Here is a 20,149-nt window from a genome sequence, read left to right as displayed (position 1 = left end):
TTAGGGTTGGAAGATCAGCGCTTCTGCTCGTCGAGCGCCTTGTTCTTCCAGCTGTCATTGCTCGGCAACAGCAGGTTGAGGCCGATGGCGACTATGGCGCAGAGGGCGATGCCCTTCAGGCCGAAGTCGTCCGGCCCGGTGCCGCTGCCGATCAATACACCGCCAATGCCGAATACCAGCGTCACGGAGACGATCACCAGATTGCGCGCCTCGGCCAGATCGACCTTGTGGCGGATCAGCGTGTTCATCCCGACGGCGGCGATGGAGCCGAACAGTAGGCAGAGAATGCCGCCCATCACCGGCACCGGGATGCTTTGCAGCAGCGCGCCGAACTTGCCGATAAAGGCCAGGGTGATGGCGAAGATCGCCGCCCAGGTCATGATTTTCGGGTTGTAGTTCTTGGTCAGCATCACCGCGCCGGTCACCTCGGCGTAGGTGGTGTTCGGTGGGCCGCCGAACAGGCCGGCGACCGAGGTGGCGATACCGTCACCGAGCAGGGTGCGGTGCAGGCCGGGTTTTTTCAGGTAATCACGGCCGGTCACGCTGCCGACCGCGATCACTCCACCGATGTGCTCGATCGCCGGCGCCAGGGCCACCGGCACGATAAACAGAATCGCCTGCCAGTTGAACGCCGGTGCGGTGAACTTCGGCAGCTCCAGCCAGGGCGCCGCGGCGATGGCGGCGCTATCGACCACGCCGAAGAAGAACGCCAGCGCGAAACCGACCAGCACGCCGGAGATGATCGGCACCAGGCGGAAGATGCCACGGCCGAACACCGCGACGATCAGGGTGGTGAGCAACGCCGGCATCGAGATCAGCATGGCGGTGCGGTAAGGGATCAGCTCGCTGCCGTCACCACTCTTACCCATCGCCATATTGGCGGCGATCGGCGCCATGGCCAGGCCGATGGCGATGATCACCGGGCCGATGACGACCGGAGGCAGCAGGCGGTCGATGAAGCCGGTGCCTTTGATCTTCACCGCGAGGCCGAGGAAGGTATAGACGAAGCCCGCCGCGACTATGCCGCCCATGGTCGCGGCCAGGCCGAACTGGCCCTTGGCGAGAATGATCGGGGTGATAAAGGCGAAGGACGATGCCAGAAAGACCGGCACCTGCCGCCCGGTGACGAGTTGGAACAGGAGAGTGCCGAGACCCGCCGTGAACAGCGCGACGTTCGGATCGAGGCCGGTGATCAGCGGCATCAACACCAGCGCGCCGAAGGCGACGAAGAGCATCTGCGCGCCCGACAGCACCTGCCGCCAGAGCGGGTCGTGGAATTCATCCGGCATGCTTAGGCGTCCTTTTGCTTGGTGCCGAAAATCTTGTCGCCGGCATCGCCCAGCCCGGGAATGATGTAGCCGTGTTCGTTCAGGCGCTGGTCGATGGAGGCGGTGAAGATCAGCACATCCGGGTGGGCGGCTTGCACCGCCTGGATGCCCTCGGGCGCGGCGACCAGCACCATGGCGCGGATCTCCTTGCAGCCGGCTTTCTTCAGCAGGTCGATGGTGGCAACCATCGAGCCGCCAGTGGCCAGCATCGGGTCGACTATCAGCGCCAGGCGCTCGTCGATCTCGGGCACCAGTTTTTCCAGGTAGGTGTGTGCTTGCAGGGTCTCTTCATTACGCGCGACGCCCACGGCACTGACCTTGGCGCCGGGAATCAGGCTGAGCACGCCATCCAGCATGCCGATGCCGGCGCGCAGGATCGGCACCACGGTGATCTTCTTGCCGGCGATCTTTTCCGCCTGCACGCTGCCGCACCAGCCCTGGATCTCGTAGCTTTCCAGCGGCAGGTCTTGCGTGGCCTCGTAGGTGAGCAGGGCGCCCACTTCCTGAGCCAGTTCGCGGAAATTTTTCGTGCTGATATCGGCGCGGCGCATCAGGCCGAGCTTGTGGCGGATCAGCGGGTGGCGGATTTCACGGATGGGCATGGGATAGGCTCCGGCGGGGCTGGGGATAATGTTCGCTAAAATACAGTACTAGCAGCAAAGCGGCGGGCAAGTGTAGCGGCCAGTGAGCCCTATAGCTCGGCAAGACCTGTCGCACCGGTCAGGATGGACTTGCCGTCGTGCCGGCGGATGCGTACCTTTGCCCACTTTTCTTAAACCGCCCCTGGAGCGCGCCATGTCCGTCGATCTCGAGCACATTCGTCAAGTCATGGCGCAAGCCGACTGCCTGTATAACGAGGCTGAAGTGGAGGCCGCGATCGCTAGCGTCGCCGTGGCGATCAACGCCGAGCTGGCCGAGCGCAATCCGGTGGTGTTCTGCGTGATGAACGGCGGTCTGATCTTCTCCGGCAAGCTGTTGCCGAAGCTGAATTTCCCGCTGGAGCTGTCCTACCTGCACGCCACCCGTTATCGCAATGAAACCAGCGGCGGCGATCTGTTCTGGAAGGCCAAGCCGGAAGTGTCCTTTATCGACCGCGATGTCCTGATCATCGACGACATTCTCGATGAAGGGCACACCCTCGGCGCGATCATCGATTTCTGCCGCCATGCGGGCGCGGCCAAGGTGCATATCGCCGTGCTGATCGACAAAACCCACGACCGCAAGGCGCGCCCGGACCTGCAAGCCAACTATGTCGGTCTGCCTTGCGTCGACCGTTACATCTTCGGTTACGGCATGGACTACAAGGGCTACTGGCGCAATGCGCCCGGTATCTACGCGGTCAAAGGCCTGTAATGACTGAGCCTCGTTTCCTCGACCAGACGCTGTTCGCCGAGCTGGCGCAGCAGGCCGCGGCCAACCCGCGTGGCCGTCAGCACCATAACTTCCACCAGATGGAAGAGCCCTGCCACCGCATGGCGGTCGGCTTGCAGCCACACACCTATATCCCGCCGCATCGCCACCTCTCGGCCGATAAAGCCGAGGCCTTGCTGGTGCTCAAGGGGCGTTTGGGGCTGTTGCTCTTCAGCGACAGCGGCGAGGTGCTGGCCAAGCGTGTGCTCGAGGCGGGGGGCGACTGCGTGGGTGTGGACCTGCCGCCTGGGGTGTTCCATGCCTTGGTGGTGCTGGAGGCCGACAGCCTGTTGTTCGAATGCAAGGCCGGCCCCTATCGGCCGGTTGGCGCCGGCGAGCAGGCGGAGTGGGCGCCGCGCGAGGGTGAGGCTGGGGTTGCCGATTACCAGGCCTGGATGCGTGCGCAGTTCAACGACTAAGCCGGTTGCCTGGGGCACTGCCGATGACCTGTAGGCGTGAGCGCTGTTGGCGAGCGATGGTGTGCCGAGCTTAAAGCTGATCGCGAGCAGGGCTCGCTCCTAGCTATGGCCTTCATCCAACCAACGCAGCGCCTTCTCCCGCGCCTGCTGCAGATCCTGCACATAGGCCAGCTGCCCCTGGACGCGGTGTATCCCCGCACGGCGGAGTTTCAGGCGCACCCGCGGCGACGTGCCGACCAACACCAGGCCGATACCCTGGTGGCGATAGTCGCGCAGCACATTGTCCAGCGCGGCCAGGGCGGTCATGTCGAGCATCGGCACCGCGCTCATTTCGACGATCACCACCCGCACCCCAGGGGTAAAGCGGCGCAGTACGTTGAGCGCTTTTTCGGCGGCGCCGAAGAACAGCGGGCCACGAATGGCATAGGCCAAGATGTGCTCAGGCAGATCGTGCAGCGCTTGATGGAAATGCTTGGGCAAGGGCTCGGTGTCGGTCAGATCGCTCATGCGCTTGATAAATAGCCCGGCCGCGAGCAGTAGACCGACACCCACCGCCAGCACCATATCGAACAGGACGGTGAGAGTCAGGCAGGTCAGCAGCACCAGCACGTCGCTGCGCGGGGCAATGCGCAGGGTATGCAAGACATGCCGGGGTTCACTCATATTCCACGCGACGGTCAGCAGCAAGGCCGCCAGCGCGGCCATCGGCAGGTAGCTGAATAAGGGCGCGAGCAGCAGGATGGCGACCAGTACCACGCTGGCATGAATGATCGCCGCCAGGGGTGAGAAGGCACCGGCGCGTACGTTGGCGGCGCTGCGGGCGATTGCGGCGGTGGCGGTGATCCCGCCGAACAGCGGCGCAACCAGATTGCCCAGCCCCTGGCCGATCAGCTCGGCATTCGGGTCGTGCTTGCTGCCGGTCATGCCGTCGGCGACCACCGCGCAGAGCAGTGACTCGATGGCGCCGAGCATGGCGATGGCAAACGCCGGGGCGAGCAGTTGGCGGATCAGCTCGAACGACAGTGGCAACGGCGCGCCATCCGCCCCGGGCAGTTGCCAGGGCCAGGCGAAACTCGGCAGAAACGGTGGGATGCCAGGATGCCTGACGCCATCCAGCAGGTAGCTAAAGCGTTCGCCGAGCGTCGCCACCGGCACGCCGAAACGCTCCAGTGCCACCCCCAGCAAGGCGCCGGCGGCCAAGGCCACCAGATGCCCCGGGATCTTGGGCACCCAGCGCGGCCAGAGGACTAAAACCGCCAAGCAGACTGCCGCGACCACGGCATCGCCGAGCTGGATGCTGGGCAGCGCCTGCACCAGCAGGCCGAGTTGCTCCACATAGTTCTGCGGTTGGCTGCTCAGGCTGAGGCCAAGTAGATCCTTCAACTGCAAGGTGGCGATGACGATGCCGATGCCGGCGGTAAAACCCAGCGTCACGGGGTAGGGGATGTACTGGATCAGCCGGCCGGCCCGCGCCAAGCCCATGGCGATCATGATCAGCCCGGCCAGTAGCGTGCAGAGGAGCAAGCCGCCAAGCCCGAACTGTTGCGTGATCGGTAGCAGGATGACCACAAAGGCGGCCGTCGGCCCGGAGACATTGAAGCGCGAACCGCCGCTGAGCGCGATCAAGGGCGCGGCGATCAGCACCGTATACAGCCCGTGCTGCGGCGCTACACCGACGGCAATCGCCAGGGCCATGGCCAGCGGGATGGCGATGATCCCGACCGTTACCCCGGCGCCGAGGTCGCCGCGCAGGGCCTGCCATGAGTAACCGGCGCGCCGGGTCTGGCGCCAGGCCGCGAATAACGGGGGTAAGGAAAATGCCATAGGGGCTCCGCGGGAATGGTCAGGAATATAAAGCCGCAGGCGCTTAAGGCGGCTGACCTAAGTCGTCTGTGAGCGCGGCAAAGTCGCATGCTAGAGTGGCTCGCTGATTTTTCCCGGAGTTACCGATGCTTGTCCATATCCGTTGCGCTGCGTGGTTACTGGTGGCCTGCAGCCTGCCACTGTCTGCCAGCGCCGCTCCACCGCTGCATGCTCAGTTCCTGCCGCCGGATGATCTCGCCTTGCGCCAGGAGCCGCCCGAGCAACAACAGCTGATTCAAGTCACCGAATACGCCGTGGTGGTCGGCAGCCAGCGGCAGTCCAGCCAACAGCCGATTCCGATTACCTCACCGGTGTTGCTGCGTTTGAAAGGCAAGCCGCTCAGTCAGGGCGCGAATGTCAGCCAAGTGCTGATTCACTTCGACGCCGAGGGCAAGAGCCTGAAAAAGCCCAGTTATGACGCGAAAACCCGCGTGCTCAGCCTGAACTACCCCTTGGCGCAGTACAGCCTGTTGCTCGATCTGTTGCGCACCAGCACGCTGTATTGCCAGTTTCTCAGCTATCCGAATGGGCATGTCTGGGCCGATCTGCATAGCGGCGCGCAGCGCGCGCGTTGAGCGCCAGGGCGTGGCGGGGGTAAACTGCCGGCCCGGTGATATCTGGTCCCCACCATGTCAAGAGAAGTGAACGATGCGTAAAGACAAGAAGCAGGTGATTGGCGAAGAGATTGGTGATGAGCCGATCAAGCTGTTCCTCGACGTGGAACCGGGCGACGACACACCAGCGTCCCTGCACAAGCTGGTCAAGGCTTACCGTGGCCTGCGTATCGACGATTTCGAGCGTTTTATTGGTTTCTTCGTGGCCGCCGGCTACGACCTGAATGCCAAGGATGCGCAGGGCCAGGATTTTATCGCGCTGATCCAGGATCAGCGCCAGGCGGGGCCCTACATCGAGGTGATCAAAGCCGCCCGCGGCTGATCGATCGGCCACCCAAAGCCCGCTCGTCACACGGCGGGCTTTTTTGTCTTCGCGCTGTGCCGCGCTTTTCTACACTGAGCCTTCCAGCAACAGCCATTTGCTTCGGAGGCCAGCATGCGAATCGAACCCTATCTGTTCTTCAACGGCCGGTGTGACGAGGCCTTGCAGTTCTATACCCAGGCGCTGGGCGCGAAAGTCACTCTCCTCATGCGCTTCAAGGATGCGCCAGAGCAGGAGGGCATGCCGCAGGTGGACCCGGACAAGGTGATGCACGCCAACCTGCAGATTGGCGGCAGCCAGGTGATGGCGTCGGATGGCATGTGCTCAGGTACCCAGGCGTTCAATGGTTTCAATCTGTCGATCAGTACCCATAGCCTGGAGCAGGCCGAGCAGGTTTTTGCTGCCCTGGCCGAGGGTGGCCAGGTCGGCATGCCGTTGCAGAAAACCTTTTGGGCGTCGGCTTTCGGCATGCTCACCGATCGCTTCGGCGTGGGCTGGATGGTCAATTGCGAGGCGGCCGACCCAGGTACTTCGCTGCCCTAACCTCAGGCACAAAAAAACCGCCCCCGAGGGGCGGTTTGTTATCGGCGGCAACTCGATCTTTAGACGCTGGCTGCGGCGTTGGCCTTGACCACCAGCTCCAGGCACTCATCGCTGCGCGCGCTGACTTCACGGTACAGCGCGGCATCGGCTTCCAGCACCTTCTCCCGGGCCGGGAACATTTCCTTCAGCTTGCTCGCCCACTGCGCGGAGCGCACCTGCTCGGGGAAGCAGCGTTCGATCAGTTCCAGCATGATCGACACCGTCACCGAGGCACCTGGCGAGGCGCCGAGCAGGGCGGCGATGCTGCCGTCCTCGGCGGCGACCAGTTCGGTACCGAACTGCAGGATGCCGCCCTTTTTCGGGTCTTTCTTGATGATCTGCACGCGTTGCCCGGCCACTTCCAGGCGCCAGTCGGCGGCTTTGGCCTGCGGGTAGAAGCGCCGTAGCGCATCCAGGCGTTGCTCGCTGGACTGCATCACTTCGCTGACCAGATAGCGGGTCAGGTCGAAGTTGTCACGGGCCACTGCCAGCATCGGGCCGATATTGCTGGGGCGAATCGACAGCGGCAGATCGAGGAAGGAGCCGTGCTTGAGGAACTTGGTGCTGAAGCCGGCATAGGGCCCGAACAGCAGGGATTTCTTGCCGTCCACCACCCGGGTATCCAGGTGCGGCACCGACATCGGCGGCGAACCCACCGCGGCCTGGCTGTAAACCTTGGCCTCATGTTGTTTGACGATCTCCGGATCATCGCAACGCAGCCACTGGCCACTGACCGGGAAGCCGCCAAAGCCTTTGCCTTCTGGAATGCCGGACATCTGCAGCAGCGGCAGGGCACCGCCGCCAGCGCCGAGGAAGACAAAGCGCGAGTTCACTTCCCGCAGGTTGCCGCTCTGGGTGTCCTTGATGCTGACGCGCCAGCCACTGTCGGTGCGCTGCAGGCCAGTGACTTTCTTGTTGTACTTGACCTGGCAGTCCGACTTGTTGGCCAGGTACTTGAGCAGTTGCGTGGTCAGGGCGCCAAAGTTGACGTCGGTACCCGCGAGTACGCGGGTGGCCGCAATCGGCTCATCGGCCGGACGGCCGGGCATCATCAACGGCATCCACTCGGCCATGGTGGCCTTGTCTTCGCTGTACTCCATTGCGGCGAAGGCATGGTGCTTGATCATCGCCGCGAACCGCGTCTTGAGGAAGGCGATGCCCTCGTCGCCTTGCACGAAGCTCAGGTGCGGTATCGGGTTGATGAAGGCTTTCGGCGAGCCGAAGCTGCCTTGCTCGATCAGATAGGTCCAGAACTGCTTCGACACCTCGAACTGGGTGTTGATGCTGACCGCCTTCTTGATGTCGATGGAGCCGTCCGCAGCGTCCGGCGTGTAGTTCAGCTCGCACAGCCCGGCATGCCCGGTACCGGCGTTGTTCCAAGGGTTGGAGCTCTCGATAGCCCCCGACTCTTGCAACTCAACGACTTCCAGCTTGATGCCGGGGTCGAGCTCTTTTAACAGCACGGCCAGTGTCGCACTCATGATGCCGGCTCCAACCAGCACCACATCGACAGCCTCGTAATCGTTTTGCGCCATGTGCTCGCCACACTCTTGTGAAGTAGTGAAAACCGTTTTTTCACGCTCTTTTGGAGTCGTGAACCTCAAAAGTTCATGTGCCACCGGCGCATACCTGAGGGCAATACGTGGCAGGGTTGCCAGACGTTTTGCGGGACAGGCGAAGCCGGAAAAGGCAACACGAAGGGGGCGACTCTCTGGGGCGGTGCGGGCTGATGCTGAGCACATCAGAGTAACTGCGAGGCCCGATCAGGAGACGTCCTTATAATCGGGGCGCGATTATAACGGCGAAATCGGCAAAGTCGCTTTTTTAGCGTGACTTTTCTTCTTCCGTCGGTCAGGCGGCCAACGGCTAGCGGCGGGCTGAGTGCGTGACGACTGGTGAGCTGCGGGCTTGGCTGGCCGCGATTCGTCTGGCTGCGGTGCTGTGGCGGCCCGGCTAGGGCCGGCGAGGAACCTCCGGGGCCGCGTCGGGTCAGAGTTCGCGGCTCTGTTAGCGCGTGACGTCGCTGGTTATACTGCCGGCCACTTTAAGCGGCCCACTCGGGCGTTCCACCCCTCTGGAGAGATGAGCATGCTGCATCGCCTGTTGCTTGGTCTGATCGCTGTTACCAGCCTGACTCTGGTCGGCTGTGCCCACAGCCCTCAACAACTCAGCCCGCAACCGAAACTGACCACGGCGCTGACGGCGGTTGGCCAAGGTCAGCCGGTCGTGGTGCGGGTGGTCGATGGTCGGCCGTCGCCGGCGCTGGGCACCCGCGGGGGTTTGTATCCGGAAACCAGCGCGATCAGCGTCGCCGCCGCGGATATCGTGCCCAAGCTGCAGGCACAGGCCGAAGCGGCGGTGCGTCTGCTCGGCTTCACCCCATCGCCGAACGCCTATAACGCGCCACAGTTGACCATCACCCTGGCCGAGCTGAAGTACCAGTCCCCGAAGGAAGGCCTGTACGTGACTGAGGCCACCATCAGTGCGACCTTCCGCGCCGATGTGCAGAACGCCACACGCCGTTACAGCGGCCGTTATGGCTCTTCGCTGGATCAGCGCTTCGGCATGGCGCCGAATCAGCAGACCAATACCAAGTTGGTGAGCGACGTGCTCAGCGATGCGCTGACCCGCGCTTTCAAAGATCCGACCATTGGCCAAATGCTGGCGCAGTAAGCCCAATGAAGTAATGAAAAAGCCCGACCAGCGAGTCGGGCTTTTGTTGTGCGCTGTTGGTTGCGGGCAGCGTTCGCCAGTCGCTCAGGCCGCTTCGCTGTACAACTGCGGCAGGCTGAAGCCTGTCTGTTGGTCGATCTCTGGCAGGTCGTAATGCTCGTGGCCGCCAAGGGCGCAATAGACCAACCAATGGCGATCCTGCACGTTGAAGGCGAGGCCGTCGATCAGCGCTTCCTGCTCGTCGCTGGGGCTGATGTGGTAGAGCTGATCCTGAATCTGGGCGTGCAGCATGCTGGGCTCCTGGTGAGGGTTGGGCGTGTCAGATTGGCCTAGTTGTTTGACGATATCGTGACGCTGGGAACCTGATCACGAAGCCTTGCTCGCCTGCGCCGCGGCGCGACTGCGAGGTGCTCGGGCATTCGTCGGAAACGCCGCGCAGGGCGTGATGGCTTAGGTAGAATCCGCCGCCGTAGCGAGCCCATGTCGGGCTTGCTCGGGTCTATCTAGGGCATTGCGCTATTCGCCGCGTGCCACCTGAAGCAGAGGTTATTGATGTCGCTGCAGGCGTTGTTATCCCTGGGGCTTGCCCATCCAGCCCAGCTGATCAATGGTTTGGCGCTGTTCTTTGCCGTTGCCGGCAGCTGGCTGCTGGTGGCTACCCGTTTGCGTGAGCGGCGCGCGGTGGCGCAGCTGGCGGCGGACACTGAACTGGGCCAGCGCGATGAACAGGCCTCGTTACTGGATGAGCCGACCCTGCGCCTGAACCGGTTTTTCAACGGTTTCGGTTTTGCTTGCCTGGCAGCAGCGCTGTTGGTGTCCTGGCTCAGTATTCAGTTCTGAGCCGGTCGACGATAGAAACAAAAACGGCGGCATCCCGTGACAGGGGCCGCCGTTTTTGTTGGCTGGAGGTTTGGCTTAGAGCGCCAGTCCAGCTTTGATGCGGTACTGATTGCGCACGGGGTTGGCGTACTGCACGACCAGATAAGGCTGTTGCTCGACCGGGCAGGCGTCCAGGCGTTTCTGCCATTCGGCCTGGGCGGCGGCCAGCTCGGCGGCCGGGAACAGCTCGGCGGCGCTCGGCACGCTCAAGGCCGGGTCACGTTCGGTCCACAGCGCATAGGCCAGGTAATGCACCGGGAACAGCCGGTAACCGCAGAGAATCTGGCGATCCATCTCCATGGCCAGCTGCTTGGTGTCTTCGAACGCTGCTTTGATCGGCGCGCCGAAGCTCACATGGACACGGCCCTTGTAGCCGGTGATGCCGAGGGCGATGCTCTGGTCGTCCTCGCCGGCAACTTTCTCGTAGCTGCCTGCCGTTGCGCGGATATACAGCTCGCGGGCCTTGGCCTGGTCGCAGGGGTCGTATTCGTAGCTGATCGACACTGGGGTCAGGTTCAGTTCCTGAATGACCGCGGCGAAGGGCTCGCTCTTGCGGCTCATGTGGAACATCTTCAGGATCGCCGAATCGGTGCGGTCATCGCCGTCTTTGGCGCGGCCTTCGGCCTGGGCAATCCAGATCGATTGGCAATCGTTGCGGATCGAATGGTTGATATAGGCCGAGAGCAGTTGATAGGCCGCCAGTTTCTCGCGCCGCCCGCTCAATGAGCGGTGCACGATAAAGCTCTTGTTCAGGCGCATCAGATCGCTGACGAAGGGTTTTTGCAGCAGGTTGTCGCCGATCGCGATGCGCGGCGTGGGCAGGCCGGCGTGGTACACCGCGTAATTGACGAAGGCCGGGTCCATGACGATGTCGCGATGGTTGGCGAGAAACAGATAGGCGCTGCCACTCTTGAGCTGCTCGACACCGGAATAGGTGACGCCGTCGGTGGCGTGCTCGATGGTGCGGTCGACGTAGTGCGCGACCTTGTCCTGCAGCGCCGCGACAGAAGCGACTCCGTCGAACTCACGGCGCAGGCGATGAGCTATAAGAGGTTTAAGCAGCCAGCCGAAGTGGCGGGCCACGCGCGGGAAGCGAAAGTGCGTGAGGATCGCGAGAAAGGCCTCATCTGCCAATAGGCGCGCCAGTACGGCAGGGACTTCGGCGTCGGCGTACGGTCGGATGGCATCGAATTCGCCCATCATGCTCTCTTGTTCTGGAAATGGTTGCGGTTGGGAAATACCCCTAAAACTGGGGTCTGCAATAGACCGGCGATTATACCTACAAGTCACAGCGGAGGCCGCGATGCTTGAGACCCAGGACTATCAGTGCCCCTATTGCGGTGAGCCGGCCGAGGCGGTGCTGGATCTGTCGGGCGGCGATCAGCAGTACATCGAGGACTGCCCGGTGTGTTGTCAGCCGATTATTTTCGATTTGCGCACCGATGGGGTCGACTGGACGCTGGATGTGCGCACGGAGAACGACTGATGCAGCGCATTTACGAGCCGCAGGATCTGCTCGAGGCCGAACTGTTGCAGGGCATGCTGGCCAGTGAGGGGGTGGCGGCTCATCTCACCGGCGGTGATCTGCTCGGGGCCGTGGGTGAACTGCCGGTCAGCGGTTTGCTCGGGCTGCTGGTGGAAAATGACCAGGCCGAACACGCACGGGGTTTGATCGCCGCGTACAATGCCGCGCAGCCGCTGCCGGGCGATGAGCCGGAAAACGTCCCCGGCATTCTGCTCTGCTGACCCCCTCTTAGAATGAGTCTTGCCGCCCGATGTGTGGACGTTATGCCCTGTTCCGCTGGACCCCTGCGTTAGCGGCCACCCCTGGTTTTCCCACGGATCAGCGGGCCGCCTGGAATATTGCGCCGAACACCTCGGTGTTGCTGCTGCGCCAGGTGGCGGGCGAACGCCGCGCCGCACGGGCGCGGTGGGGGCTGACTCCGCCGTGGTTGACCGATCTGTCGAAGACGCCCGCACAGGCACGCGCGGAAACCCTGGCCGAGCAACCGATGTTCCGTGAGGCCTTTCGTTTGCGCCGCGGTCTGTTGCCGGCCAATGGCTTCTACGAATGGCGCGGCAGCAGCCGTAAGCGGCCCTACTGGCTCACCAGCGAGGCGTCGCCCTTGTACTTCGCGGCCGTCTGGGAAGCCTATCCGGTCGATGGCCACACCTATTTGAGCGTCGCGGTGGTGACTCAGGCCGCCGCCAGTCAGCGTCGCCCCTTGATTCTCGATGCCGCGGGGCAGGAACTCTGGCTGGCGGCCGATACGCCGCTGCCGGCCTTGCAGGCGCTGCTGTGTCAGGCGCAGCCGGCGCTGCGTGAGCGGGTGTTGGCGAACCTGGTGAATGATCCGAAGCTGGACGGGCCGGAGTGTCTGACCCCGGCCTAGTGGCCTGTGTGGCTAGTTCCATTAGTCAATTTAGGCGCCTGAAGCCCCGATACTGCGTTGCCGCGGATCAAAGTAGCCCAGCTATGACTCGTCACGGCGCCTTGCCTGGCAACAGAATCCCCTCGCCAATTCTTGAACGTATTTCCGGGACAGCACACTAAGATACGGCCCTTGTTTAACTGGAGAACCCCCATGGCCCCGTTGTTTCGCGTTACCGGTCTGCTCACCGCGTTGCTGCTGGCAGGCTGCCAAGCCGTCAATACCACCAGCGGCGGCGCCGTTGGGGTCGAGCGCAAGCAGTACATGTTCAGCATGCTGTCGACCCAACAGGTCAATCAGATGTATGCGCAGTCTTATCAACAGACGCTTTCGGAAGCGTCCGGCAAAGGCGTGCTGGATAAGCGCAGCGTCGATGCCAAGCGTGTCGATGCCATCGCTAAGCGGCTGATTGCCCAGGCGCCGATGTTCCGTCCGGACTCGGCGCAGTGGCAGTGGGAGGTCAACCTGATCGACAGCCCGGAGCTGAACGCCAATTGCGGCCCAGGCGGCAAGATCATCATGTATAGCGGCCTGATCGAGAAGCTGCAGCTGAGCGATGACGAAATCGCCGCGGTGATGGGCCATGAGATCGCCCACGCGCTGCGCGAGCATGGCCGCGAGGCGATGTCCAAGGCCTACGGCATCGAGATGGCCAAACAGGGCGCCGGCGCATTGCTCGGCCTGGGGCAGGACAGCCTGGCGTTGGCCGACACCGTGGTGCAGTACAGCATGACGCTGCCCAACAGCCGGGGGAATGAGAATGAGGCGGACTTGATCGGTCTGGAGCTGGCGGCGCGCGCCGGTTACAACCCGAATGCGGCGATCAGCCTGTGGGACAAGATGAGCCAGGCCAGCGAAGGCGCGCCGCCGGAGTTTATGAGCACCCACCCGTCCTCCAGCAGCCGGACTGCTGCGCTGCAAGCGGCCATCCCGAAAGTGCTGCCGCTGTATCAACAGGCCAAAGGCGCGCGTTAAGCCCAGGCTGAGCCGGGCTTCATGGCGCAAACGACAGTGGATGAGACGCTGGCGCGGGCTATCCGGTGGTTCCGCGATAAGGCTTATTGGTAGGCGCGGGCATCTTCACGGCAAGGCGATTTCGGCAAAGGGCCGGGACTCCAGGCCGAGTTGTGAGCGGAAACTCTCCATGTCGAACATGGTGCAGATTTCCTCCACTTCCCCGGCGGGCGACAGGGTCCAGCAGGCCATGGCCGAGATGCTCAGCACCTTGTCGCTCGGCGGGTAGCCCAGGCCGGGTTTCTCGATGGTGCCGATCAGGGTGCTCCAGGTGAAGACCTTATGGCCTTCGGCCAGGCACTCCTCGAGCACCACCTGCAGATCCGGCATGGCGCTACGGATGTCGAGCACCAGTTGGGCGAAAGCCGCACTGCCCATGGGGCGGCCGACAAAGGAGCTTTTGTAGAGGAAGCTCTTGCTGTGCAGCTGTTCGGTCAGGGCCAGGCGACCCTTGTTCCAGGACAGGTCGATATGCTGGCGAACCAGTTTCTTCATATCATCCAGTGACATAACTGCTCTCCATGGGCGCACTAAGGTGTGCAATGACTTGCACACTTTAACAGCGGGCCCTCCCAGGCCGGTATTGGCCGAAACGCCAGCGAGCCGGCGTCAGGAGAGTGTTGAGTTGGTCGCGCTTCAGCTCAGCCCGCTGAGTTGAAGCGCGTGATAGCCGGCGTAGATGGCCAGGGCGCCGAAGGCCGTAGCGGCTAGACGACGAATGAGTGTCAGTGGCAGACGCTCGGCGGCGAAGTTGCCCGCCAGCACCACCGGCACGTTGGCAATCAGCATGCCCAGCGTGGTGCCGATGATCACCAGGATGAAGTGCGGGTATTGCGCCGCCAGCATCACGGTGGCGACCTGGGTCTTGTCGCCCATTTCCGCCAGGAAGAAGGCGATCAAGGTGGTGAGGAAGGGCCCGTAGCGCTTCAGGCTCGAGGCTTCATCGGCGTCCAGTTGGTCTGGGACCAGTGTCCACAGCGCGACGGCGACGAAGGACGCCGCCAGAATCCAGCTCAGCGTGGCGGGCGCGAAGAAGCTGGCGACCCAGTTGCCGATGGCGCCGGCGGCGAAATGGTTGGCCAGGGTGGCGACCACTATGCCGCAGATGATCGGCCAGGGCCGGCGAAAGCGGGCGGCCAGCAACAACGCCAGCAGCTGCGTCTTGTCACCGATTTCGGCCAAGGCGACGATCAGGGTCGGTAGGTAGAGCGATTCCATCGGGCTTCCTCAGGGGCGGGTCGACACGGCTATGACACGCACGCCTTCCCGCCCCGGGTAAGGTGTACGTGTCATAGGTCTGGTCAAACCCTGCGGCCCGGCTGAGAGCCTATTCAATATCGCGACGATCTTGAGCAGATTCTGAGCGGACCTTGGGTCGCACGCGCCATGGTCTGCTGACCAAGTATGTTGACGCGTGCCGGGCGAGCCTGCCGATGTGAACCTGGCGCTCGCGGGAGACTACTCCCCTAGGACGGGGCGCAGTTTGCCCAAGCGTGGCGCATTGGGCAAGGGCCGCTCAGCGGCGTTTGGCCTGGTAGATCCGAAAACCCTGGCCTTCGCCCAAGGTCTGACAGGGGCCCAGATGTTCCTCGATCAGCGGTTGGTACCTGAGGAAACTGTTGGCCACCAGGCGCAACTCGCCCCCCGGCTTGAGGTGTTTGACCGCTTGGCGCAGCAGGTTTTCCGTGGCCAGGTAGTCGGTATGCACGCCTTCATGGAAGGGTGGATTGCTGAGGATGGCGTTGAGCCCGCTTGGCGCCGCGTCGATTCCGTCGCCGGTCAACACTTCAGCCTCCAGGCCATTGGCGGCCAGGGTCAGGCGACTGCTGGCGGCGGCGAAGGCATCCACGTCGAGCAGGCTGATCTGGTTGTGCGGGAAGCGCCGCTTCAGTGCGGCGCCGAGTACGCCGGCACCGCAACCGAAGTCGAGCAGGTGGCCGCTGGGCAACTTGTCCAGATGTTGCAGGAGCAGGGCGGTGCCGCGATCCAGGCGGCCATGGCTGAAGACCCCAGGCAGGCTGATCACCGTCAGTGGACCATCCGCCAGTTCCAGCTGATAACGCTGGGCCAGGGCTTCCAGGTCCGGTGCGGCGGGGGCTTGCGCGACCCTGACCTGCCAGAGTTGGCAGTGTCGTGCGCTGTCCAGCTTGCGCGGTTTGCCGAACGGCGTCAGTTGCTTGGCCGCGCGCTCGATGCCGCTACGTTTTTCGCCGACCAGAAACAGCTCGCGACCGGGCAGGCGAGCCGCCAGGGCATTCAACAGGTAATCCGTCAGCTCGCGGGATTTGGGCAGGAAGAGCACGGCTGCGTCGAACTGCGCGTCGGCCACTGTCACGCCAAACTGGCTGCGCCCGGGAAAACGTGCCTCCAGTGTCGCCTGCTCACCGGCATGCCAGCTCCAGCCGTGGGCGGCTGGCAGCTGGCCGAGCAAGTCGTCGGCCGGCAAACCGGCGAGCAGCAGGTTGCCGGTGAAGAGTTCGGGCTGGCGCAGTAGCACTTCGCTTCGCGGGTCCATGGGCATTCCTTAAACCTGGGCGTTTCTAAAAAGTGGCGCAGCATAGGCTCCAGCGCGGCCGTCTTCAAACGTCAACAGAGCCTAACCGACCAATCGGCGGGGTGCCCCGCTGAAAAACGCCGCGGCGTTTTCCGCCAGCTGGATGACGATACGTTGCCGCGCTTCCCGGCTGCCCCAGGCGCTGTGCGGGGTGATGATCAGGCGCGGGATATCGGCCGCCAGCAACGGATTGCCCGCCGTTGGCGGCTCCTGGGTCAGCACGTCGGTGGCGGCGCCGCCCAGATGGCCGCGGCGCAGGGCGTCGGCTAGCGCCTGTTCGTTGACCAGGCCACCGCGGGCGCTGTTGATCAGAAAGGCGCCGGGTTTCATCAGGCTCAGTTGGTAGGCGCCGATCAGGTCCTGGGTGTGTTCGGTCAGCGGGCAGTGCAGGGTCAGCGCATCGACTTGTGGCAGCAGCTCGTCCAGTGGCATGCGGTCGGCGCGCGGCGGCCGGCCGGGCAGTTGCCCGAGCAGCACGCGCATCCCGAAGGCTTCCGCCAGTTTGGCGACGGCGCCACCCAGCTCGCCATGGCCGAGCAGGCCGAGGGTCTTGCCTTCCAGCTCGACAATCGGGAAGTCCAGCAGGCAGAACTGCTGCGCCTGTTGCCAGCGCCCGGCGCGTACGGCGGCCTGGTAGTCCGGTAGGCGGGTGGCCAGGGCGAGCAGCAGCATCAGGGTGTGTTGCGCCACCGAGGGCGTGCCGTAGCCCTGGCAGTTGCAGACGCTGATGCCATGGGCGCGGGCAGCGGCCAGGTCGATATTGTTGGTGCCGGTGGCGGCGACCAGCACCAGCTTGAGCTGCGGGCAGGCGGCAAAGGTCGCCGCCGTCAGCGGTGCCTTGTTGCTGATGGCGATCTGCGCACCTTGCAAGCGTTCGGCGATCTGCTCGGGTGCGCTTTGCCCATGCAGAGTCAGTTCGCCAAACACCTGCTGAAGCGGTGCGAGATTGAGGTCGCCGAGATCGAGGGAGGCGTGGTCAAGGAATACGGCGCGCGGGTTCATCGGTAGGGGCTCCCTTTATCCGTGGTGCAATTTAACCTGTGGCCGTTGCGGCATCTGCGCAACCCTGGACATTCGCCGTGCCTGCCTCGGCAGCGCTCAGGTGACATACTCTCTGCGGCGCCCGAGAGTGACGGTATGCTGGTCCCCTTCGGCGTTTGCCGGCGACAATTCGCGAGCGGTCAGGCTGTGGTATTAAGCCGTCGGGCTGTTTAAGCGGCGTGGCGAGTTGTCTAGTGTAGGGTTAACGCTCCGCGAGTACCCAAGCAGGGACTTATGACTGACGAGTACAACAGATTTCCGCGCTTTTTGCGTCTGCTGGAGCAGCGTTCCGTCCTGCCTTTGGCCAAGGTCTTCGTCATTCTCGTCGGCATTTCCCTGATCGCCAGCGATGCCTGGATGACCTGGAATGCACGGGTCACCCGGCTCAAGGACGCGCAGATCGAGACCTCGAACCTGGCGTTTGCCCTCGCCCAGCACGCGCAGGATACCTTGAAGAAGGCCGACACCATCCTGATCGGGCTGGTCGAGCGGCTGGCGGAGGAGGGCGCCGGGCCGGCGCAGTTGCGGCGTTTGCAGCAGTTGCTGGGTGTGCAGGTGGTTGACTTGCCGGAGCTGCAGGGGCTGTTCGTTTACGACCAGAGCGGGCAGCAGCGGGTGACCTCCTTGGCTGCCGCGCCAGCGGTGGCCAACCATAGCGACCGCGAGTATTTCATCTATCACCGCGAGCATGCCGACCGCCAGCCACACATTGGCCTGCCGATGCGCAGCCACAATGGCGGTGACTGGGTCATCCCGGTTTCACGGCGGCTCGAGGATGCCGAGGGGCAATTCGCCGGAGTGGTCTTGGCGACAGTGGCCATGGACTATTTCCAGCGCTTCTACAGCAGCTTCGAGCTCAATGAGAAGGGCGCCATTGCGCTCACCCTGGACACCGGCACGGTGTTGGTACGCCAGCCTTTTCAGGAGCGCGCCATTGGCACCGATTTGGCCGCTAGCCCGATCTTCAGCGAGTATTTGCCGAAAAGCCCGGTAGGCAACGCGAGGTTCGTGTCCCTGCTGGATGGCGAGGCGCGGCTGTACAGCTATCGCCATCTGCAGGGCTATCCGCTGGTCGTCACGGCGGCTTTATCGCAGGCCGAGGTGCTCACGAACTGGCGTCAGGACGCTTATCTGCAACTGGGCGTAGTCACGCTATTGGCGTTATTGCTCGGCCTGCTGGGGTTTCATCTGATCCGCCTGATCAAGGGCGGGCTCAACGCCGAGGCGCAGCTGCTGGCCGCCCGCGACACCCTGGAGTCACTCAATCAGCGCTTGGAGAAGCTGGCGCTGGAGGATGAGCTGACCCTGCTGGCCAACCGCCGGCGCTTTATGGCGGCGCTGACGGATGAATTGCAGCGCGCGGCCCGGTACAAACGTTCGCTGGCGCTGGTCATGATGGATATCGACTACTTCAAGCAGTACAACGATATGTACGGCCACGCGGCGGGCGATCAATGCCTGCGGCGCGTGGCGCAGGTGATCAAGAACGGGCAGAAGCGCTCAGGCGATCTGGGCGCCCGTTACGGTGGTGAGGAGTTCTGCTTGTTGTTGCCGGAAACCGACGCGGCGGGCGCGCAGACGGTCGCGGAGCAGATTCGCCAGGCCCTGGAGGCCTCACAGATCGTGCATTCGGGCAGCCCTCTGGGCGTGGTCACGCTGAGCGCCGGGGTGCATGCCTTCGTGCCGGCGGGGGAGGCCGAAGGCGCCGCCATGCTGATGCACTGCGCCGATCGGGCGCTGTATCAGGCCAAAGCCAAGGGGCGCAATCAGCTCAGCGTGTTTGACGTCAGTTTGTTCAAGCAGCGCTTATGAGGCTAAGCGGCGGGTAATGCCCGCTTGCTCTGTGTGAGCCCAACTGTAGCTGTTGCCTGGCGGGCGAGTCGCGTAGAGTCGGCCGAGCCGATTGACGTATTCATAGTTCGCGGAGGTCCCTATGTACTGGGCGGAATTTTTCACCGTTGCCCTGATTCACCTGCTGGCCGTGGCCAGCCCGGGCCCGGACTTCGCCATAGTGGTGCGCGAAAGCGTGGCCAACGGTCGCCGTGCGGGCACCTGGACGGCGCTTGGCGTCGGCTGCGGAATCTTTGTCCATGTGGTCTATTCGCTGCTGGGGATCGGCTTGATCGTGTCGCAGTCGATCGTGCTGTTCAACGCGCTGAAATGGCTGGCGGCGGCCTACCTGCTGTATATCGGCATCAAGGCGCTGCGGGCCAAGCCCGCGGCCCCTGGCATGGCCGAGCTGCCGTTGCTGGCGACTGAGCGCACGGCGCGCGCTGCCTTCACCAGCGGTTTGGTGACCAATGGCTTGAACCCCAAGGCCACGCTGTTTTTCCTCTCGCTGTTCACTGTGGTCATCAACCCGCATACCCCCCTGGCGGTGCAGGCCGGTTACGGCGTTTACCTGGCCGCTGCCACGGCGCTGTGGTTCTGCCTGGTGGCGATGCTGTTCAGCCAGCAGCGGGTGCGCGCCGGGTTTGCCCGCATGGGCCACTGGTTCGATCGAGCCATGGGCGCGGTGTTGGTCGGGCTGGGTGTGAAGCTGGCGTTTACTGAGTTGCGTTGAGTCATGTTGGATGAAAAATCGGCCTAACAGACCCTGTGAACACCCGCTGATAGCGGGCCAAGCAAACGCCCCGAGCTGTTCGGGGTGTTTGCTTTTGTGCGGATGATGATGGGAAAAGCGGCGTTTCAGCCCATCGGCGCGATGAGTCCCCCCCAGCACCTTGACCGCCCGTTTGAGGTTGTAGGCTGGCACGCCAAGGCCATTTCGGTGCGAGCGCCCTTTGACTGGCGCAACAGGACGCGGCCGGTGGCGCGCCGCCTGGCCATCATCTCCGGATGGGCCGCCAGCCGCCGCGAGGAGCGGAGGCCCATCTCGCGCACCTCGAGACGCGCCACCTGGGCTTCGATCGCCCGCACCAGATGCTCCGCGGGAATCAGTTGGTTCAGTGAAACCGGAAACACACGGCCTTGGTTGCGTGCTTCGCCCTGGCTATAGCCCATAAACGACAATGCCCG

The 20,149-nt window shown here is 63.5% G+C and carries 23 protein-coding genes and 1 riboswitch; of the genes, 13 read left to right on the top strand and 10 right to left on the bottom strand.

Translation table 11 applies throughout. The features are described from left to right. Positions 1-14 precede the first annotated feature (14 nt). The gene (locus FFS13_RS15340) at positions 15-1,289 is read right to left on the bottom strand and encodes a uracil-xanthine permease family protein (RefSeq protein ID WP_137819949.1); all 1,275 of its coding nucleotides are present in this window, start codon (positions 1,287-1,289) and stop codon (positions 15-17) included. 2 nt (positions 1,290-1,291) lie between these two features. Further along, on the bottom strand, positions 1,292-1,930 hold the full coding sequence (upp, locus tag FFS13_RS15335; RefSeq protein ID WP_137819948.1) for a uracil phosphoribosyltransferase: 639 nt from the start codon (positions 1,928-1,930) through the stop codon (positions 1,292-1,294). Positions 1,931-2,123: 193 nt separating this feature from the next. Here upp and FFS13_RS15330 point away from each other — a divergent pair, with 193 nt between their 5' ends. Beyond that, on the top strand, positions 2,124-2,681 hold the full coding sequence (locus FFS13_RS15330) for a hypoxanthine-guanine phosphoribosyltransferase (protein WP_137819947.1): 558 nt from the start codon (positions 2,124-2,126) through the stop codon (positions 2,679-2,681). Further along, positions 2,681-3,157 (top strand): WbuC family cupin fold metalloprotein, encoded by a 477-nt coding sequence (locus tag FFS13_RS15325; RefSeq protein WP_137819946.1) that lies wholly within the window; start codon positions 2,681-2,683, stop codon positions 3,155-3,157. The genes FFS13_RS15330 and FFS13_RS15325 overlap by 1 nt, the downstream gene beginning before the upstream one ends. A 99-nt stretch (positions 3,158-3,256) precedes the next feature. On the opposite strand, the gene dauA is transcribed toward FFS13_RS15325, so the two are convergent. Further along, on the bottom strand, positions 3,257-4,981 hold the full coding sequence (gene dauA, locus FFS13_RS15320; protein ID WP_137819945.1) for a C4-dicarboxylic acid transporter DauA: 1,725 nt from the start codon (positions 4,979-4,981) through the stop codon (positions 3,257-3,259). A 125-nt stretch (positions 4,982-5,106) separates the two neighbouring features. Here dauA and FFS13_RS15315 point away from each other — a divergent pair, with 125 nt between their 5' ends. From FFS13_RS15315 to FFS13_RS15305, 3 genes are all read left to right on the top strand, one after another. Continuing rightward, entirely contained in the window at positions 5,107-5,595 is a 489-nt protein-coding gene (locus FFS13_RS15315) for a hypothetical protein (protein ID WP_137819944.1), read from the top strand. Positions 5,596-5,668: 73 nt separating this feature from the next. Beyond that, complete coding sequence (locus FFS13_RS15310) at positions 5,669-5,956, top strand: PA4642 family protein (protein ID WP_137819943.1); 288 nt, start codon at positions 5,669-5,671, stop codon at positions 5,954-5,956. 114 nt (positions 5,957-6,070) lie between these two features. Beyond that, positions 6,071-6,499 (top strand): VOC family protein, encoded by a 429-nt coding sequence (locus FFS13_RS15305; RefSeq protein ID WP_137819942.1) that lies wholly within the window; start codon positions 6,071-6,073, stop codon positions 6,497-6,499. Between the two features lie 59 nt (positions 6,500-6,558). Here the strand turns inward: FFS13_RS15305 and mqo are convergent, their stop codons facing one another. Next, a complete protein-coding gene (mqo, locus tag FFS13_RS15300; RefSeq protein ID WP_371922966.1) occupies positions 6,559-8,142 on the bottom strand; it encodes a malate dehydrogenase (quinone) in 1,584 nt (527 codons plus the stop codon). A gap of 484 nt (positions 8,143-8,626) precedes the next feature. Between mqo and FFS13_RS15295 the strand changes: the two genes are divergently transcribed. After that, positions 8,627-9,211 (top strand): YajG family lipoprotein, encoded by a 585-nt coding sequence (locus FFS13_RS15295; RefSeq protein WP_137819940.1) that lies wholly within the window; start codon positions 8,627-8,629, stop codon positions 9,209-9,211. Positions 9,212-9,295: 84 nt separating this feature from the next. Here FFS13_RS15295 and FFS13_RS15290 read toward each other — a convergent pair whose 3' ends face one another. Next, positions 9,296-9,502, bottom strand: a complete 207-nt coding sequence (locus FFS13_RS15290; RefSeq protein ID WP_137819939.1) for a hypothetical protein — start codon at positions 9,500-9,502, stop codon at positions 9,296-9,298. Between the two features lie 261 nt (positions 9,503-9,763). On the opposite strand from FFS13_RS15290, the gene FFS13_RS15285 reads away from it, so the two are divergent. Then, a complete protein-coding gene (locus tag FFS13_RS15285) occupies positions 9,764-10,051 on the top strand; it encodes a hypothetical protein (protein WP_137819938.1) in 288 nt (95 codons plus the stop codon). Positions 10,052-10,126: 75 nt separating this feature from the next. Here the strand turns inward: FFS13_RS15285 and FFS13_RS15280 are convergent, their stop codons facing one another. Then, a complete protein-coding gene (locus FFS13_RS15280; protein ID WP_137819937.1) occupies positions 10,127-11,293 on the bottom strand; it encodes a 1-acyl-sn-glycerol-3-phosphate acyltransferase in 1,167 nt (388 codons plus the stop codon). Positions 11,294-11,393: 100 nt separating this feature from the next. Between FFS13_RS15280 and FFS13_RS15275 the strand changes: the two genes are divergently transcribed. The 4 genes from FFS13_RS15275 (at position 11,394) to FFS13_RS15260 (ending at position 13,497) form a co-directional block, all read left to right on the top strand. Further along, positions 11,394-11,576, top strand: a complete 183-nt coding sequence (locus FFS13_RS15275) for a CPXCG motif-containing cysteine-rich protein (RefSeq protein ID WP_137819936.1) — start codon at positions 11,394-11,396, stop codon at positions 11,574-11,576. Further along, positions 11,576-11,836 (top strand): putative signal transducing protein, encoded by a 261-nt coding sequence (locus tag FFS13_RS15270; RefSeq protein WP_137819935.1) that lies wholly within the window; start codon positions 11,576-11,578, stop codon positions 11,834-11,836. Before FFS13_RS15275 ends, FFS13_RS15270 begins: the two co-directional genes overlap by 1 nt. A gap of 29 nt (positions 11,837-11,865) precedes the next feature. Beyond that, positions 11,866-12,483, top strand: a complete 618-nt coding sequence (locus tag FFS13_RS15265) for an SOS response-associated peptidase (protein WP_137819934.1) — start codon at positions 11,866-11,868, stop codon at positions 12,481-12,483. 192 nt (positions 12,484-12,675) lie between these two features. Then, positions 12,676-13,497: a M48 family metallopeptidase gene (locus tag FFS13_RS15260; RefSeq protein ID WP_137819933.1), complete on the top strand. Its 822-nt coding sequence runs from the start codon at positions 12,676-12,678 to the stop codon at positions 13,495-13,497. Positions 13,498-13,602: 105 nt separating this feature from the next. Here the strand turns inward: FFS13_RS15260 and FFS13_RS15255 are convergent, their stop codons facing one another. The 4 genes from FFS13_RS15255 to FFS13_RS15240 all read right to left on the bottom strand — a co-directional run bounded on the left by FFS13_RS15255 (position 13,603) and on the right by FFS13_RS15240 (position 17,092). Beyond that, positions 13,603-14,046, bottom strand: a complete 444-nt coding sequence (locus tag FFS13_RS15255) for a ketosteroid isomerase-related protein (RefSeq protein ID WP_137819932.1) — start codon at positions 14,044-14,046, stop codon at positions 13,603-13,605. Between the two features lie 126 nt (positions 14,047-14,172). Beyond that, positions 14,173-14,754: a TMEM165/GDT1 family protein gene (locus FFS13_RS15250; protein WP_137819931.1), complete on the bottom strand. Its 582-nt coding sequence runs from the start codon at positions 14,752-14,754 to the stop codon at positions 14,173-14,175. A 105-nt stretch (positions 14,755-14,859) separates the two neighbouring features. Further along, positions 14,860-15,015: riboswitch (yybP-ykoY riboswitch) on the bottom strand. A 37-nt stretch (positions 15,016-15,052) separates the two neighbouring features. Next, on the bottom strand, positions 15,053-16,051 hold the full coding sequence (locus FFS13_RS15245; protein WP_137819930.1) for a class I SAM-dependent methyltransferase: 999 nt from the start codon (positions 16,049-16,051) through the stop codon (positions 15,053-15,055). A gap of 81 nt (positions 16,052-16,132) precedes the next feature. Further along, positions 16,133-17,092 (bottom strand): 2-hydroxyacid dehydrogenase, encoded by a 960-nt coding sequence (locus FFS13_RS15240; RefSeq protein WP_137819929.1) that lies wholly within the window; start codon positions 17,090-17,092, stop codon positions 16,133-16,135. Positions 17,093-17,365: 273 nt separating this feature from the next. Between FFS13_RS15240 and FFS13_RS15235 the strand changes: the two genes are divergently transcribed. After that, a complete protein-coding gene (locus FFS13_RS15235) occupies positions 17,366-18,943 on the top strand; it encodes a sensor domain-containing diguanylate cyclase (RefSeq protein ID WP_218568629.1) in 1,578 nt (525 codons plus the stop codon). Between the two features lie 121 nt (positions 18,944-19,064). After that, complete coding sequence (locus FFS13_RS15230; protein WP_137819928.1) at positions 19,065-19,694, top strand: LysE family transporter; 630 nt, start codon at positions 19,065-19,067, stop codon at positions 19,692-19,694. The last annotated feature ends 455 nt before the right edge of the window (positions 19,695-20,149 follow it).

This window comes from Pseudomonas sp. 2FG (genome assembly GCF_005502935.1).
In the GTDB taxonomy this organism is placed as follows: domain Bacteria; phylum Pseudomonadota; class Gammaproteobacteria; order Pseudomonadales; family Pseudomonadaceae; genus Aquipseudomonas.
Note: the sequence above shows the minus strand (reverse complement) of the source record. Positions and strands in the feature narration are given on the sequence as shown.